Origin of the sequence: Pseudoalteromonas luteoviolacea (assembly GCF_018100925.1) — a bacterium.
Taxonomy (GTDB): Bacteria; Pseudomonadota; Gammaproteobacteria; order Enterobacterales; family Alteromonadaceae; genus Pseudoalteromonas; species Pseudoalteromonas obscura.
The window spans coordinates 466,823-483,765 of sequence record NZ_JAGJEH010000001.1; the positions used below are offsets into that span (position 1 = coordinate 466,823).

At 42.2% G+C, this 16,943-nt stretch carries 12 protein-coding genes; 6 read left to right on the plus strand and 6 right to left on the minus strand.

Annotation, left to right across the window (positions count from 1 at the left end; all coding sequences use genetic code 11):
• Position 1: 1 nt before the first annotated feature.
• The 5 genes from J8M00_RS01785 to J8M00_RS01805 all read right to left on the minus strand — a co-directional run bounded on the left by J8M00_RS01785 (position 2) and on the right by J8M00_RS01805 (position 4,913).
• Positions 2-832, minus strand: coding sequence for a polyphosphate kinase 2 family protein (locus J8M00_RS01785; RefSeq protein ID WP_247687180.1), 831 nt, complete (start codon positions 830-832; stop codon positions 2-4).
• 2 nt (positions 833-834) lie between these two features.
• The gene (locus J8M00_RS28585; protein ID WP_211008655.1) at positions 835-1,599 is read right to left on the minus strand and encodes an AraC family transcriptional regulator; all 765 of its coding nucleotides are present in this window, start codon (positions 1,597-1,599) and stop codon (positions 835-837) included.
• Positions 1,600-1,771: 172 nt separating this feature from the next.
• On the minus strand, positions 1,772-2,575 hold the full coding sequence (locus J8M00_RS01795) for a DUF1338 domain-containing protein (RefSeq protein WP_211008656.1): 804 nt from the start codon (positions 2,573-2,575) through the stop codon (positions 1,772-1,774).
• A gap of 70 nt (positions 2,576-2,645) precedes the next feature.
• Positions 2,646-3,671 carry an arginine N-succinyltransferase gene (astA, locus tag J8M00_RS01800; RefSeq protein WP_211008657.1) on the minus strand — a complete coding sequence of 342 codons (1,026 nt, stop codon included), beginning with the start codon at positions 3,669-3,671 and terminating at the stop codon, positions 2,646-2,648.
• A gap of 36 nt (positions 3,672-3,707) precedes the next feature.
• Positions 3,708-4,913: an aspartate aminotransferase family protein gene (locus tag J8M00_RS01805; protein ID WP_211008658.1), complete on the minus strand. Its 1,206-nt coding sequence runs from the start codon at positions 4,911-4,913 to the stop codon at positions 3,708-3,710.
• A gap of 152 nt (positions 4,914-5,065) precedes the next feature.
• Here J8M00_RS01805 and J8M00_RS01810 point away from each other — a divergent pair, with 152 nt between their 5' ends.
• The gene (locus tag J8M00_RS01810) at positions 5,066-5,494 is read left to right on the plus strand and encodes an Lrp/AsnC family transcriptional regulator (protein ID WP_211008659.1); all 429 of its coding nucleotides are present in this window, start codon (positions 5,066-5,068) and stop codon (positions 5,492-5,494) included.
• Between the two features lie 8 nt (positions 5,495-5,502).
• Here the strand turns inward: J8M00_RS01810 and J8M00_RS01815 are convergent, their stop codons facing one another.
• Complete coding sequence (locus J8M00_RS01815; protein ID WP_211008660.1) at positions 5,503-7,416, minus strand: putative bifunctional diguanylate cyclase/phosphodiesterase; 1,914 nt, start codon at positions 7,414-7,416, stop codon at positions 5,503-5,505.
• Between the two features lie 456 nt (positions 7,417-7,872).
• Here J8M00_RS01815 and J8M00_RS01820 point away from each other — a divergent pair, with 456 nt between their 5' ends.
• From J8M00_RS01820 to J8M00_RS01840, 5 genes are read left to right on the plus strand one after another with little or no spacing between them, the layout of a single operon-like run.
• Positions 7,873-8,175 (plus strand): isoamylase early set domain-containing protein, encoded by a 303-nt coding sequence (locus tag J8M00_RS01820; protein ID WP_211008661.1) that lies wholly within the window; start codon positions 7,873-7,875, stop codon positions 8,173-8,175.
• Positions 8,176-8,181: 6 nt separating this feature from the next.
• On the plus strand, positions 8,182-10,173 hold the full coding sequence (gene malQ, locus J8M00_RS01825; protein ID WP_211008662.1) for a 4-alpha-glucanotransferase: 1,992 nt from the start codon (positions 8,182-8,184) through the stop codon (positions 10,171-10,173).
• A complete protein-coding gene (gene glgB, locus J8M00_RS01830) occupies positions 10,170-12,407 on the plus strand; it encodes a 1,4-alpha-glucan branching protein GlgB (RefSeq protein WP_211008663.1) in 2,238 nt (745 codons plus the stop codon). The genes malQ and glgB overlap by 4 nt, the downstream gene beginning before the upstream one ends.
• Positions 12,408-12,409: 2 nt before the next feature.
• Positions 12,410-14,461, plus strand: a complete 2,052-nt coding sequence (gene glgX / locus J8M00_RS01835; RefSeq protein ID WP_211008664.1) for a glycogen debranching protein GlgX — start codon at positions 12,410-12,412, stop codon at positions 14,459-14,461.
• On the plus strand, positions 14,454-16,937 hold the full coding sequence (locus J8M00_RS01840) for a glycogen/starch/alpha-glucan phosphorylase (protein ID WP_211008665.1): 2,484 nt from the start codon (positions 14,454-14,456) through the stop codon (positions 16,935-16,937). The genes glgX and J8M00_RS01840 overlap by 8 nt, the downstream gene beginning before the upstream one ends.
• Positions 16,938-16,943 lie beyond the last annotated feature (6 nt).

Genomic DNA, 16,943 nt, shown 5'->3' on the forward strand with positions numbered 1-16,943 from the left:
GTTATGTCCTCTGTTGCTTTATTCCGAGTTGTTGCTCAGCAAGCTGCGCAATTTTTGGGTTGAGCGCTGGTGGCTCAACCTGTACATTCGCGGTGAGTGCTGCAGTTATTTGTTTTAACACTTCTATCCGTGCGAACCATTTATGTTCACCAAGTACAAGTGACCATGGTGCGCATTGGGTATGCGTTTTGTTAAACATTTCTTCAATGGCTGTTTTATACTCACATCGTTTTTGTCTGTTTCTGATGTCTTCTTCGGTCAGTTTCCATTGTTTGTATGGATTGTTGAGTCGCTCAGAAAATCTTTTAAGTTGTTCATCACTACTTATATGTAAAAACAGTTTTATGACTTTAATATTATCGTCGCGTAAAAGTTGTTCAAATTCGTTAATTTCACGATATGCACGTTGCCATTGTTCAGTCGTAGCGAAACCCTCTATGCGCTCAACTAAAACTCTACCGTAATAGGAACGATCAAAAATGGTCAGTGTGCCGGGGCTGGGCAGTTTATTGAAAAAGCGATAGAGGTAATGCTTCCCTTGTTCATCTTCAGTAGGGGCGGCGATAGGATAAACTTGATAGCCTCTGGGGTCTAACTTTTCAGTCACCCTGCGGATTGCGCCCCCTTTTCCTGCTGCATCCCAACCTTCTAATACAATAACGGCTCTATGCCCCTGATGATAGTATGCTTGTTGAGCGTGGAGGAGCTGCGTCTGCCAGTATTTTAATGCTTGTTTATAAACTTTTTTATCGTCAATGGCGGGGTATTCATGGATGCCTTGCAAAGAAGGAGGCGGGCTGATTTGCAGATTGTTGATGGAATTTGGTTTCAAATTCAGGTCCTCTTTCTGTACTGTTTAGGTGTTATATTCATAACTTTTTTAAATTGCCGAATGAAATGTGACTGGTCGGCATACTCAAGTTGATGTGCAATCTCGGTGAGAGGGGTCGATGGATTTGCCTTTATCAGATCTCTTGCCCGTGATACCTCTATCAGCGTTGCAAATTCTTTAGCGCTGATCCCCATTGTTTGGCTAAAAGCTCTCTCAACACGTCGACTGTTTATGTTTAGAGTGTCATAAAGCTCAGAGAGTTTTATTGATCTTGGTGACAAATTGATGTGTTTGTTCACTTTTAAAAACGCATCGGGAAGGTAATGCGTACCAGATTGTAATTGTGTCTCTAGCCATTGTAATAAGACCCTAATTTTGTCATTGATAGGACTGCTTTGGCCTATTAAATCGTGGATCACATGTTTACATGCTGGAACTGCGTCTTGGAGCTCAATGCATTGATTCTTTAGCTCATTTAGGGGGATTTTCGTGAAGTTTCTTGCGCCCAAAGGGGTTAACCTCACACCGAGAAGGTACTGGCATTGTGATGAAAAATACCACCTTAAAGATTTTGTGTGTGGCCCAACTAGGTAGCCAGAGTTGCTCAGCGTCGTATTATCAATGGCGGAGTTACCAATGATGACAAACAAAATAGAGATACACCCGTCACTATGAAGCGTTTGAGTGCCCAAATTTTGTGAATAGGAATGCCAAAAATTAAGAACGTAGGGGGCCAGTGAAGGGGGTGGGGGGATAATTGTGTACACGTTTACCTCACTCCTTGTAGGCGTAACTGATGCCTGTTTATTCTTCAAATTTTGTTTGGACTTTGATGTTCAATTTATCTTCATTCTATACTTTGAGCAAGAAAAAAGCAGCGAAGAGCTGCTTTGGGTGTTTAAGTTAGTTTTACTTCTTTTAGTATCAACGCAAATAGGATTATCTTGCGTTAGTACTTTCGAAGATTTTATCTGCTGAAGCAGCGACGAATCCTGTATACAACTCACCATCCGGCTTGTTGTAACGAAGCGCGAATTCATAGAAACAGCTAGGAATTTCAAACTTGCCGTCAGAAAACTCAACTGGGTGGTGATCTGCCAGTGTAGAAGATTGCTCCAACAATACTTCTGGAGAACCTTTTACTTCTCCGCCTGAAGTGTTAAGTGGGAAACCAGCATCTTTCAGCGCTTGATTTACTGCTTCAATCGTTTCAAAGTTAGCAAGGTAATTGATGCTCACTGTAAAGTGGTTTGCGCGATAGCCCCAAGCAGACATCCATGCGGCATATTCGCTTTCTTCAAGTAGCTTCTTGTATGTTTCATGGCTTACTTGCCAATGTGTACCAGAATATAAGAAGTTTTCAGCAGTAACTGCACTTTCATCGATTCCATCAATCATTTTTGCAACGATTGCTTGTAATTCCTCAGAACACTTTTCAAGTAATAGCTCAGAGATAAATACCTTCGGCTTACTTGGATCGCTGTGCTCATAGTGCTTTGCGTATAGTTTTTTCGCTTCGAAGTGGTATTCACCACACTCTTTATACCCAACTGCTTTAAAATGCGCAGCTAGTTTTTCGAGACCAATTTTTTCATGATTGAATGTACGTAGCGCGATATGATCATTGATGACATCATCTTGCTGCGTTGAACCCAATAGCTCGTGTACTTTTACAGCTGATGGAGTCACTTCTAAATAGTTGCTCCATAATTGTTCGAATAAGCTATCTACATTGTTGTGCATAATGGCAATTCCTTAATATAGCGGCTTGGCCGCGTGTTAATGTTACGACAAAGCACGACGTAATTAATTGTTATAAAACAAACCCACTGACTTTATCACCCTCTTTTAACTGCAGTGCTTGTGCAGTTTTTGGGTCAACAGTGAATGTTTTTGATTGTTCATTCCATACTACTGATGTAGTAAAAGTGGCTCTAAATGCTTCTAAGCGTCCGTTTGACAGTGCCCAAGTGCTTTCTCCCTCAGTAACTTGCTCTGATATAATCAAAGTGCCATTTTGGGTTTCACGCACTGTACGAATATTTTCCAGTCGCGCTTCTACAGTGGGGCCTGCATCGAATAAGTCAACATAGCCTCTGTGTTCAAAGCCTTCTTTTTCAAGTAAGCGTAGCGCGGGTTTGGTTTTTTCGTGTACATGGCCAATAACAGCTTGCGCTTCGGGACTGAGCAGATTAGCGTAAATCGGGTATTTAGGCATTAACTCTGAAATGAACACTTTGTCTCCTAGGCCGACTAAGTGGTCAGCTTGTGGAAATTCAATACTGAAAAAGTGTTCTTGCAGCCACTGCCAGAAAGGGCTGTGACCATGTTCATCACTCACACCACGCATTTCAGCAATGATGCGATCGCTGAATCGTTCAGTATGCTCTGCCATAAATAAAAAGCGGATCCGAGACAAGAAACGGCCGGCGAGTCCTCTTCTGAATTGCTCCCGCAAAAATAGGGTGCATATCTCTGAACTACCAGTATAGTCATTGCACATTGATAAAATATCAACGGTATTGTATACCTTCAGAGTACTTGAATGGTGGACTGTTTTACCTTGGTGGTAATGGTACAAAGGTACTTGCATTCCTACAGCAGCTTCAATCGCCGTAGTACCACTTATTTCACCTGTTTCAAGGTCTTCAAGAACAAAAAGGTAACCCTCATCAGATGGTGCACTCAATGTTTTATCGAAGCTTTCTTGAGAGCGCTGGATTTTACTCGCTAATAGCTCGTCATCAACGGGCAACGAGGTAAACCCGTGCCCAGATTCCACTGCGATGGTTTTTAAAGCAGCAAAGTCATTGCTGCTGATCGGTCTAAGTACTTGCATAAAAATATCTTCGAGGGCGACGTGTCGCCCAAACGGTTAAGCGTTTACCACGTCTGCCACAGCAAGTTCAAAGCGTGCTAGTCCCGCTTTGATTTCTTCTTCAGTGATCACTAGTGAAGGTGTAAATCTCACCACGTTTGTACCAGCAACAAGTGTCATAAGACCGTGCTTCGCACTTGCCACTAAAAAGTCGCGTGCTTTGCCTTCGTAATCACCTTTTAACACGCCGCCTAGCAATAAGCCTTTACCGCGAACTTCACTGAATACATTGTATTTTTCGTTGATAGCATTCAATCCGTCGCGGAACATTTGCTCTTTTTCTTTAACGCCGTTCAATACTTCAGGAGTATTTACTGTGTCAAAAGCTGCTTCTGCAACAGCACATGCCAACGGGTTACCGCCGTATGTAGAGCCGTGAGTACCAATTTTCAGATGTTTGGCAATTTCTGTTGTCGTGATCATAGCACCGATAGGGAAGCCGCCACCGAGCGCTTTTGCGGTTGTCAGGATATCAGGTGTTACATTTAAACCTTGGTAGGCGTATAAATCACCTGTACGACCCACACCTGTTTGAACTTCATCAAATATCAACAGTGCATTGTGCTTATCACACAGTTCTCTTACGCCCTGAACAAATTCAACAGTTGGAGAAATAATCCCGCCTTCACCTTGTAAAGGCTCCATCATAACTGCACAGGTTTTGTCAGAAATAACTTTTGCGAAAGTTTCTAAGTCGTTGTAGTCAATATGTGTAATATCTTGCGGCTTAGGACCGAAGCCATCAGAATAGGCTGCTTGTCCGCCTACTGTCACAGTGAAGAAGGTACGACCATGGAAGCCTTTGTTGAAGGCAATGATTTGTGTCTTCTCTTCGTTGTAGTTATCCAATGCAAAACGACGCGCTAATTTCAAAGCAGCCTCATTTGCTTCCGCGCCTGAGTTTGCAAAATAAACCTTGTCAGCAAATGTTGCATCAGTCAGCTTTTTCGCTAAACGTAGTGCCGGTTCATTAGTCATGACATTTGACAAGTGCCAGATCTTTTCGCCTTGCTCTTTTAATGCACCAACAAGTGCAGGGTGACTGTGACCCAAGCAATTTACAGCAATACCGCCTGCGAAGTCGATGTATTCATCACCATTTTGGTCCCAAACTCGAGCACCCTTACCTTTAACAGGTATAACTGCTGATGGGTTGTAGTTAGGTACCATTACTTCATCAAATAATTCGCGATTCACTTGCATGACTTCGTCCTCTTATAACTTCAACTTCAAGTGCACATTTGACTGTGCCTATTTTTATTCTGACATTATTGCGTGATGTGATGACAATTTGCAGTGTAATTTTATTTAAAATGAGTAAAATGTTCGTCAAAATGACATGGGTTTTTGACAAAATGATAAGTAAACAAGATGAGAGACTGATTTCTGTACTACGCAGTAATGCACGGGCAAGTATTTCTGAGCTAGCAAGAATGCTAGACATGTCACGGACTACAGTTCAGTCAAGGCTACAAAAGCTAGAGCAAAGTGGTGTTATACAAGGCTACAAAGTGGACTTTGGGCAGGACTATTTAGGTAACCTTGTTTCTGCACATGTCTCCATTAAAGTAAAACAAAAATTGACAGCGAAAACTAACATTGCACTGAAACAACTTTCAAATATCGCAGCCTTATATGCAATCAGTGGCGAGTATGACATGATCGCAATCGTAGAGGCGCAGAGCCTAGAGCAGCTTAGTCAGCTACTCGATGAAATAGGCAATTTAGACGGGGTTGAGAGAACCAATTCTGCTGTAATTTTGGAAACTAAGTTCCAGCGATAGTGCCGTATCTAGTTTGCTTTTGGTAACCAAACACTGGTGCCAGTAGAGGCTATGTGGTTGACATTACCTTTGAGCACTTTATCACCGACATTACGTGATGTTTCTGGGCGGCTAACTAGATAACCTTGCACACAGCAAATTCCCATATTCTTTACCAGCTCAAACTGGTCGAGTTGTTCTACGCCTTCTGCGACGATTTTTAGCCCGAGTTGCGCACCGAGTTCGCTGATTGAGTTGAGTATCTTGAAGTATTTCGGGTTATCTTTTGCCTGTGAGATAAATAGCTTATCTATTTTAATTACGTCAATCGGTAAATCAGCCAGAGTACTTAAGGAGCTAAAGCCGGTGCCAAAGTCGTCAATCGCAATCGTAATTCCTGCGCTTCTACAGCGCTCCAATTGTGCAATGATCTCATCACTGGCAGTGATAAGCGTCGACTCTGTGATTTCAATCATGAGCGAAGTAGCTGGCAGTCCAGACTTTTCTAACGCTTCTAGTATCCAATCGTAAACTGGTCGATGCTTGAGTTGGATCCCCGACACGTTGACGGATATTTTGACCTTTTTCATACCGGCGTTGTGCCACGCAGACATTTGTCGACAGGACTCTAAAAGGATCCAGTCACCAAGCTCTAAGATTAAATTAGACTCTTCAGCGATAGGGATAAACTCGGATGGTGGAATAACCCCCTCAATCGGATGGTGCCACCTTGTTAACGCTTCAAAATAGTCTATTGAACAATCTTCAACGTGCACAATTGGTTGAAAAGACAATTGAAAATTTTGAGAGGCTATAGCAAGTCTCAACTCTTCTAGCAGGTAGTGATAGCGCCTGATCTTATTGCCCATTTCAGGGGAGTATACTCGGAAAATACCGCGGCCATCTGTTTTTGCACGATACATAGCGACATCAGACATTTGCAAAAGTGCGTTCGGTGTTGAAGCACTATCAGGGAACACTGCGATACCGATACTTGCACTAATTTTGACAAGCTTGTTACCAAGCACAAAATCGCGCTCAACCTCACTCAGTATCATCTGAGCAACTTCGGTACAAAAGCTGGTGTCTCTTAAATTCGGGATAAAAATGGAAAACTCGTCACCGCCTAATCGAGATAAATTCTGGTCGAGTCCATGGACAGGGTGCGCATCATTGAGCTTAAACTGTCTGACAACTTGTTCTAAACGCCCCGAAACTTGAATTAATATTTCATCACCGAAGCTGTGTCCAAAAGAGTCGTTGACTTGTTTAAAGCCATCTAAATCGATAAATAACAAGCCGCATTTAGATTTATTTTGGTCAGCAATAGTTAGTTGTTCACTGATATGTTCAATATAGGCATGTCTATCTATGAGCTTTGTCAATTTATCTTGGTAAACGTGACTGTCAGATTGGATTTTAATTCGCTGGAGGTTGTCACTGAGCGATTGAACAGCATAGCAAATTTGTGCAACAGGTCCACCAGAATGGAGTTCTTTATGCTTAATATCCAAACCTTTCAATAATGCATTTAGATCATTATTGATTGCTTTGAGCGCTTCATGTTGTACTTTTTCTCTGCGGTTGCCTTTTGCTTGGGCAATGACCAACAAAATGGCAAGTACTAGAATCATTAGTAAAGTCGGCGAGGACCACACCAATTTAAAGATGCGAGAGCTGGGTACTATTGTGTAATCGGCCTTTTGTTTTGCGATAACAACGAATGTCTGGCTTTCTAAATTAACAAACTCTTGGTCGTAGTAGATAAATTGATACCAAGGCGCGGTTGCTTCAATTTTATTGGCGTCAGTGATTTGCGTTTGTAGGGATAACAATCCAGATTGTGCATTCAGGACGTGTTTAGCAAAAGTCAGATTTGCAGCAATTCCCATTACTACAAAACCCACTACTGCATAAGCTAAATTTTTAAATACATTCTGCATGACTTAGACAATCCACAATTAACCGAAAAACGGATCCTTCATGTCCCTGTAGTATACATCAAATTGACGCCAGGGATGACAACCTTTTACACACTTTTGTTTACAAGTGCAATTATCAAAATTATTTCAATTTAATTTAGGGACAATAAGTTAACTTTCACTGAGTAAGATCAATTATCAATATATTTCACTTTACACGATAATGATTCTTATCTACTTTTTTAAGTCATTGGCCTAATATTTGCTCAGTCCTATTGGGCAATAAAAAGAAACGGGCCTTCTGTCCAAAAATGTATTTTTCTGGTGCAAAAGTTTGCTGTATTGCACTGTTGTGAGGCGTACAAGATTATTTTATGTACTAAACTATTCTCACAAAATGTGTACGTGTAGCGATATATTATACGACATAGTTTTGTGGCAAGGAACACCAACCAAGTTAGGTTTTTGGAGCCAAAAATGTTAACAAAACGTTTTTTCAAAACGAAAAACGAAGCCGAAATCACATTTGAATTCTCTCACCCTGAAGCGAAAAAAGTTGAACTAGTTGCCGAATTTAACGATTGGCAACCTATTAGTATGAGGTTCAATAAGAAAGAGAAGCGCTTTAAACTCAAACACAGACTACCAACTGATCGAAAATATCACTTCAGATATTTGATAGACGGAAATTTATGGGACAACGATAACTGTGCTGATGGATATGCTGCCAACGGTTTTGGCAGTGAAAACAGCATCGTTGACACACAAAAATTGGCATAGATGTCAATGACGGGCTTACAACAGTTATATTACCTCCATGGAGTTGGTTTTGATTTCGTTAAATACGATGGTTCTTACGTAGTTTTTGATGAAGTAACAAGACAAACGGCCATAGAGTGCTGCGGCGTCGACCCGCAAAATCTTCACGAGGTCGAACAAATCAACTTTGAATTGGATATTGCGCCATGGACTAGAGTCGTTGAAGAGGTGACGTTAGGCAATAGCGAACACGGAAAGTTTGTGATCAAAGTTCATGAGTCACATAAATACACAGGAATGAGTATCAAAATTCCTGAAATAGGTATTGATACAACTGTACGACTTAATGAGTACCCGGAAGTCGGTGATTACGTTCATGACAATAATCGGTATATAGCGATAGAAATAGACCTTGGCGCTATGCCTATAGGCTATTTTAACTTCAGCTTAGAGGGCGCGTTTGGACAGGTGTCTTCAGAGTTGTGGTCGGTACCGAAAAGATGCTTTAACCCCTATGATGATAATACTGACAAAAAACCACTGGGTATCTCACTGCAACTCTATACACTCAAGAGTGATCGCAATTATGGGGTAGGTGACTTTACCGATTTAAAGCACTTAATTGAATTATTTGCGCAACAGGGTGGTGATTTTGTGCTGTTAAACCCTTTGCATTTGCTTTTTGCCGAGCATCCTGAGGAAGCGAGTCCTTACAGCCCTTCACACCGCTGTTTAATCAATCCTTTGTATATTGCGCTTGATGATATTGAGCAATGGGTTGGAAGCGATTGTGTGCAACGATTTGCGTTGATAGCTGATGTACAGTCAGAAATATCGATGTCAGAAACTTTTATAGATTACACAAAAACGTCGCATGTGAAATATAAACTGTTCAGGCATCTATATGAATGTTGGCGGCAAAAACCTTATCAAGAATCCCTCTTGCAAGACTTTATCGACGACAAAAAAGCGGCTCTTGGCGAGATTATACTCAGCCAGTTTGATTGGTTTTTACAGTGGCTGGCGTTCGAACAAATAGCGAGCTGTCAAGCGCTGTGTATTGCTAAAGGTATGGAAATAGGTTTAGTGAATGACTTAGCTGTGGGGTGCACTGAAAGCGGACTTGAATACAACAGCTACCAGTCAAGCTTTAGTCAGAATGCCAATATTGGCGCGCCGCCAGATCCCTGGGCGGAGCAAGGGCAAAATTGGGGTATGCCAGCGCTTAACCCTGTTAAGGTGAAACAAGATCAATTTAGATATTTCAGATCATTGGTGAAATCAAATTTGAGTCAGGTCGGAGCGTTGCGTATCGATCACGTGATGTCCCTAAGGCGTCTCTGGTGGTGCTTCACCAAAGATGAACAGGATTTAGGTTGCTATGTTTATTATCCATTTGAATATTTATTGGCAGTGCTAAAAATTGAATCACATTTGCATAGCGCCATAGTGATTGGTGAAGATCTAGGGGTTGTGCCTCCAGAAGTGACGCGTGCGTTAGAAGACTCGGCAATATTTGGCAATACACTTTTCTATTTTGAAAAAACAGACAACGGTGATTTTAAGCCCAGTGAGCAGCTGAGAAAGAATGCGCTAATTATGGTTGCCAATCATGATGTCCCGCCGTTTCATGGCTGGTGGAATGGAAAAGACTTGGATATCAAACTGAGTTACAAGCTCATTGATACACCTCAATATGAGCAGTCAAAGAGCGCTAGAGATACCGAAAAAGAGCGCCTGATCAATTGGGTGTCCCAACATCAGGTTTCGAATATTGACCTTAACTCTCCAAGCCAAGACGTCTATCAAGCCGTTATGTTTATACTTGCCAAGAGCGGAAGTCGGTTATTGGCAATACAATTGGATGATTTGGACCTACAAGAATTTCCAGTAAACATTCCGGGCACACATAAAGAGTACCCCAACTGGCGCCGTAAACTAAATCATGAGTTGTCTGAACTTTTCACTTTTAATCAAAACTTTATTCAGCAACTTAATGCTATCAGGAAGCAATCATGAACACCGTGAATAAGAATGTAGAGAACATCGAAGACTATACCGAACAGGTGGCGGCTTTGTCTGTGGGGTCGTTTTCAGATCCTTTCAGCTTTTTAGGTCCGCATTCAGTTAAATTTGGACCAAAGCGCTATACGGTGTTACGCGTTTATATTCCTAGCGCCCTTTTTGTCGCTGTTATTTTTAAAAATACCGCAAAGGAAATGGAGCGTTACTCGGGGAGCGACCTATTTACGCTCCAGCTTGATGCTGAGCTAGATGTTAAAAGTTACAGATTAAAAGTCACTTTTGAAAATACAGAGTTTTACTTTGACGACGTGTATCGATTTTCCAGCGCATTAGATGAACAAGCGATGTACTTGTTTAATGAAGGTACATTGGAGCATGGCTACGAGCATTTTGGGGCGAGGTTTATTAATCATGAAGGTGTGCAAGGTGTTCAATTTAGTGTTTGGGCACCAAATGCGAAAAGTGTCTCCGTTATTGGAGAGTTTAACTATTGGCAGCCAAGCCAGCATTTTATGAGGTTTCATCCTGCAAGTGGAGTTTGGGATTTATTTGTTCCAGGGCTATCACCTGATACGTGCTATAAATTTGCCATCACGACTGTAAATGGAGAAATGTTAGAAAAGTCTGACCCTTATGCCAAGAAAATGCAGCAGGCACCTGGAACTGCCAGCATTTTGCAAAGTAATTATCGTACGAATCCAATAGAGAGTAATGAATCGACTGCACGGATGTTGCGCAATCACGTCGAGGCGGCGATTTCAATATATGAAGTACATTTGGGGTCGTGGAAAAGGCGGGATGAGCAGGGGGGGCGTTATTTAACTTACCGAGAACTTGCGGATGATTTAGTGCCCTACGTCAAAAAGTTAGGCTTCTCACATATTCAGCTTATGCCCATTAGTGAGTTTCCTTTTGATGGCTCTTGGGGTTACCAGCCAGTAGGCCTTTTTGCTCCTTCTAGTCGCTTTGGCTCAGTGGCTGACTTTTTGCATTTCAGCGAAACCTGTAGACGCTTGGAGATTGGTTTATTGTTGGACTGGGTGCCCGGCCATTTTCCAACAGATCCTCACGGGCTCAACCGCTTTGATGGAACGCATCTATATGAGCATGCTGATAAACGTCAAGGGTTTCACCCAGACTGGAATACGTGTGTATTCAATTACGATAGGCCAGAAGTTAAAAGCTATTTGCTTTCAAACGCTAATTATTGGATTTCCGAGTTTCAGTTAGATGGGTTGAGAGTTGATGCTGTTGCGTCCATGTTGTATTTGGATTATTCACGTAATGATGGTGAGTGGATCGCAAATCAATATGGTGGTCGAGAGAACTTAGGGGCGATAGACTGTTTACAGCAGAGTAACGCAAGCTGTTATAAAAATAATGCACACGCCATGATGGTCGCAGAAGAGTCAACTGCCTGGCCGGGTGTTACCCAAAGCGTAGAAAATGGCGGACTTGGATTTGGCTATAAATGGAACATGGGCTGGATGAATGACAGCTTAGGTTATATGCAACGTGATCCAATTCATAGAAAATTTCATCATCATGAAATGACTTTCTCAATGGCTTATGCATTTTCTGAGAATTATATATTGCCATTGAGCCATGACGAAGTTGTGCACGGAAAAGGGTCTCTATTGAGTAAAATGCCTGGCGATGATTGGCAGCAATTTGCAAACCTTCGCGCATATTATGGTTTTATGTTTGCACACCCTGGTAAAAAACTACTCTTTATGGGGAGTGAGTTAGCGCCAAGAGATGAGTGGGATCATAATCGACAGCTAGATTGGTCGCTCTTGCAAAGCGAAGCACACAAAGGAATTTTTGACTCAGTCAAATCGTTGAATCAGGTCTATCACTCTACTCCTGCGCTTTATGAGGTTGACGGTTCTCCTGCTGGTTTTAGATGGATAGACTGTGATAACAATGAGCAATCCATATTGAGCTTTGTAAGATACGGTAAACAACATTCAGAGCTTGTTGTAGTTGTATGTCATTTTACGCCACAAGTGTTCCACCATTTCCGCTTAGGTGTACCAAAAGGCGGTGCTTATCAAGTTATCTTTAACTCAGATGATGAGCAATTTTATGGAAGTGGTGTGAAGGTCGTTGCCCATAAACAGCAGCTGGTGCAAAGTAAAGAGATTACTAGTCACGGCCTAGATCATAGTATCGAAATCACAGTGCCACCTCTGAGCACCGTGTATTTGAAATATATTTCGGCATAAGTATGTTAAGTTTTCAAAAAGGCTCAGTGCTGCCATTGGGCAGCACTGTGAGCGACACCGGTGTTAACTTTGCTGTGTATGCACCATATGCACGATGTGTATTGTTGTGTTTGTTTGATGACGCGGGTCGATGTGAGCAGCATCGTGTCGAAATGTATAGCCACGAGGGTGGTGTGTGGAGCATATTTGTTGAGTTTTTGGTTGAAGGTGCTCTATATGGGTACAGGACTGACGGAGAGTATGATTTGTCGTCTGGTCTTTTTTTCAACATAAATAAGCTTTTGCTTGATCCATATGCGAAAGACTTTAGTGGCGATTTTACATGGAGTGAACGCCATTATTGCCACCTCCCGGTAGGTGAGTTCAATACCTTAGACAATGCCATTGATATGCCTAAGAGCAAGGTGGTTAAAACAACTCCATTCGGTGGCAAAAAACCGAATACACCTTGGCAAAATTCGTTTATTTACGAGTGTCATGTCAAAGGCACGACACAACTTCACCCTACAATGGATAACACCAAAAAAGGTAAATTTGCCGCGTTAGTTGAGCCTCAGTTTTTACAACATTTAAAGCATTTAGGTGTTACCGCCATTGAACTGTTGCCCGTCCATGCTTTTGTCAGTGAACAGTTCCTAACAACTAAAGGGCTTCAAAATTATTGGGGCTATAATACGCTAAGCTTTTTTGTTCCTCACAAAGCGTATTGCGTAGATGGCAGTGTTACCGAATTTAGAGATATGGTTCAACAATTCCATGACAACAATATAGAGGTGATCATTGACGTAGTATATAACCACACAGCAGAGGGTGGAGTAGACGGTCCGATGCTTTCTTTTAAAGGGCTTCATAATAATGGTTACTATCGAACTTTAAGCTCGCCAGAATCTGTTTATATTAATGATACTGGGTGTGGGAATACCGTTAATATTGATGATCCAATCACCTTAAAGCTCGTAATGGATAGCCTGAGGTATTGGGTTGAAGTTATGGGGGTAGATGGGTTTAGATTTGATTTGGCAACGATACTTGGACGCACTGCGGATGGTTTTTCAAGTCGCCACTCGTTTTTTCAAGCAATTCACCAAGATCCAGTTCTCTCTACAGTGAAGCTAATAGCAGAGCCGTGGGATGTTGGCCCAGGAGGGTATCAACTAGGTGCATTTCCCGCCCCTTGGCGTGAATGGAATGATAAATACAGAGATGTTGTTAGGCGCTTCTGGCGTGGAGATAGTGGAACACTCCCTGAGCTCGCAAAACGGATACATGGCTCCAATGATTTATTTGAGCACAATCAACGTGGGCCGCTCAATTCGATTAATTTCCTGACTAGCCATGATGGATACAGTCTAGCTGATTGGGTAAGTTATGAGCACAAACATAATGAAGCTAATGGTGAGGGTAATCGCGACGGCCACAGTGAAAATTACTCGTTTAACTGTGGACAGGAGGGCAAGACTGTCGACCCTGAAATATTAGCTTCACGTTATAAGATGCAAGTTAATGCGCTTGTCACCTTAGTTATGTCAAAAGGGGTTCCAATGATTGCGGCGGGGACCGAGTTGAATCATAGTCAGCAGGGAAACAATAACGCCTATTGCCAAGATAATGAGGTGAGTTGGTTGAACTGGTCTAATACAGGTAGCCAGCAGACACTAATAGAACCAATAGCTCAATTGATCAGGCTAAGAAATAATCTGAGCGTTTTTGAGCACCCTTTTTTTGTGCATGCGGAAGATGAACGTTTTTCAGTCCAATGGCTCAATAAAGAATCGCAAGATATGAGTGAAAGTGACTGGCATGATGAAGACAACAAAACGCTGATGTATGTGCTTGCCGACAAGCTCAAGTCAAATGCAGTGATGGTGATTTTAAATGCAGATACTGAGCAATTCACCATTACGCTTCCACCTCCACCTTTTTCTAATTGCTGGGAATGTGTTTTTTCGTCAGAGTCGCAGTCAGAGCGAAATGTGCTTCCTATCTCCATTTGTCTCACAGGACAAAGTGCTTGGGTACTTGTGTCAAACTTAGAGGAAAACACGAATGACTGATAAAAAGTCTAATGTGTGTATTGTTAAACACTGGCAGGATGCGCCAAAACTCAATGAGAGTGCATTGGCGGATGATTTAAATCGACACTTCTACTATACCCTCGGTCGAGATCGAGTCGGGAAATCAAAGCATTATCTGTTTCAAGCGCTGGCGTTGACGATTAGAGACAGGCTGGTTGCTCGTTGCAGAGCTACAAATCAGCATTTATCACAACAAAAAACTAAAAAAGCAGCCTATCTGTCGCTAGAGTTTTTGATGGGACGGGCGTTGGGCAACGCAATTTTAAATTTAGACCTAGAAGAACAGGTGCAATCGGCTTTGCAAGAATATGGCACGCAGCTCGAAGAGTTAGAATCAGCTGAGCATGATGCGGGGCTTGGTAATGGAGGTCTAGGGCGTTTAGCGGCATGCTTTTTAGACAGTTGTGCCTCGCTAGCGCTACCGGTTGTTGGATATGGTATCCGCTATGAGTACGGCATGTTTAACCAGTCGATTGACCAAGGCGTGCAGATAGAGCAACCCGATAACTGGCTACGTGAAGGTCACCCATGGGAGCTCAGTGCTCCGGAGCAAGCAAAAGTAGTTAAGTTTTTTGGCAACGTAGAAATACATACAGACAAACATGGCCGCACTCATCATCAATGGGTCAACTCTCAAGATGTATTGGCCGTACCGTTTGATGTACCAATTCCTGGGTATCGCAATGGCGTAGTTAACACCCTTAGGTTGTGGAAATCTGAGGCCACAGACGAGTTCAACTTAAAAGAGTTCAATGCAGGCAGTTATTCTGAGGCAGTTGCAAAGAAAAACTTAGCTGAGCAAATTACCATGGTGCTTTACCCCAATGATGCCAGCGAAAATGGTAAGGAATTGCGGTTACGTCAGCAGTACTTTCTATCTAGTGCGAGTTTACAAGATATTTTGCATCAGTGGACGGAGCAACACGGCACCGACTTTAGTGATTTTGCGCAATATCATGTGTTTCAGCTCAATGATACACACCCTAGTGTTGCGGTAGCTGAATTGATGCGTTTACTGCTCGATGAATATGAGCTCGAGTGGGATCAAGCATGGGAAATAACAACGACGACGATGGCGTATACCAATCATACTCTATTGCCAGAGGCACTAGAGAAGTGGTCGGTGTCTTTATTTAGTCGTTTATTGCCTCGGGTATTGGAAATCATTTATGAAATCAATGCCCGTTTCTTGGCTGAAGTTGCACTTAAGTGGCCAGGTGACGTTGAAAAACAAAGACAGTTATCGTTGATTGAAGAAGGGCCAGAGCCACAAATTAGGATGGCTTATTTAGCGATTGTTGGCAGTTTTTCAGTCAATGGCGTTGCAGCACTGCATACTGAACTGTTGAAATCAGGTTTGTTCAATACCTTTTACAATTTGTGGCCGAAAAAGTTCAACAACAAAACCAATGGCGTGACGCCTAGGCGTTGGTTGGCACATTGCAACCCTAACCTTGCAAACTTAATTTCAGAAAAAATAGGTGACGGATGGCAAGCCGATTTTTCTGGTATAAGCGCAATTAGACGTTTTTATGACAAACCAGCATTTCATAAACAGTGGCAAAATGTAAAACAAGACAATAAAGCCAAGTTAGCTGAGCTTGTCAAAGCAAGATGCGATGTGGAGTTTGACACCAGCATGTTGTTTGATGTTCAAGTCAAACGCATTCATGAATATAAGCGCCAGCTACTCAACATACTTCATGTTATTGCGCTGTATGACCAAATCCGTCGAGGTGACGTCAAAAACATTGTGCCAAGATGTGTTTTGTTTGGTGGTAAGGCTGCACCCGGGTATTACATGGCTAAGTTAGTCATTAAGCTTATTAATAATGTCGCAAATGTTGTCAACAAAGACAGCGCAGCCAAACCATATCTGAGGGTTGCATTTTTACCGAATTACAATGTAACCGCGATGGAGACCATTTGCGCTGCGACGGATCTTTCACAACAAATATCTACAGCAGGTAAAGAAGCGAGCGGTACCGGAAACATGAAATTTATGATGAATGGTGCCATAACTATTGGGACTTTGGATGGTGCCAATATTGAGATACGCGAACAGGTTGGCGATGATAACTTCTTTTTGTTTGGTGTTACCGCTGAGCAGGCTCACCAAGTAAGGCAGCACTACGACCCTAAAGCTATTATAGATGGGTTTGAACCACTCAAAAATACAATGAAGTTACTTGAAAGTGGCTATTTTAATTTATTTGAGCCTAATATTTTCAACGATATTATCGCTTCAATTACCTGTCCAAATGATCCTTGGTTGGTCGCTCAAGACTTTGAAAGCTATTTCGAAGCACAGCAGCGAGCAGCGCAAAGTTATACAAATAAAACACTGTGGAATCGTATGAGTATTCTAAATACAGCAGCTAGTGGGACATTCTCTAGCGACCGTACTATTTCTCAATACAGCGAAGAGATTTGGCGATTAAAACCAATGCAGTAGCCGCCA

Excerpts from the sequence above, each read along its gene's own strand:
- malQ (WP_211008662.1), top strand. The coding sequence starts at position 8,182 with ATGACGGGCTTACAACAGTTATATTACCTCCATGGAGTTGGTTTTGAT.
- J8M00_RS01795 (WP_211008656.1), bottom strand. The coding sequence starts at position 2,575 with ATGCACAACAATGTAGATAGCTTATTCGAACAATTATGGAGCAACTAT.
- glgX (WP_211008664.1), top strand. The coding sequence starts at position 12,410 with ATGTTAAGTTTTCAAAAAGGCTCAGTGCTGCCATTGGGCAGCACTGTG.
- J8M00_RS01820 (WP_211008661.1), top strand. The coding sequence starts at position 7,873 with ATGTTAACAAAACGTTTTTTCAAAACGAAAAACGAAGCCGAAATCACA.
- astA (WP_211008657.1), bottom strand. The coding sequence starts at position 3,671 with ATGCAAGTACTTAGACCGATCAGCAGCAATGACTTTGCTGCTTTAAAA.
- J8M00_RS01840 (WP_211008665.1), top strand. The coding sequence starts at position 14,454 with ATGACTGATAAAAAGTCTAATGTGTGTATTGTTAAACACTGGCAGGAT.
- J8M00_RS01805 (WP_211008658.1), bottom strand. The coding sequence starts at position 4,913 with ATGCAAGTGAATCGCGAATTATTTGATGAAGTAATGGTACCTAACTAC.
- glgB (WP_211008663.1), top strand. The coding sequence starts at position 10,170 with ATGAACACCGTGAATAAGAATGTAGAGAACATCGAAGACTATACCGAA.
- J8M00_RS01810 (WP_211008659.1), top strand. The coding sequence starts at position 5,066 with ATGATAAGTAAACAAGATGAGAGACTGATTTCTGTACTACGCAGTAAT.
- J8M00_RS01815 (WP_211008660.1), bottom strand. The coding sequence starts at position 7,416 with ATGCAGAATGTATTTAAAAATTTAGCTTATGCAGTAGTGGGTTTTGTA.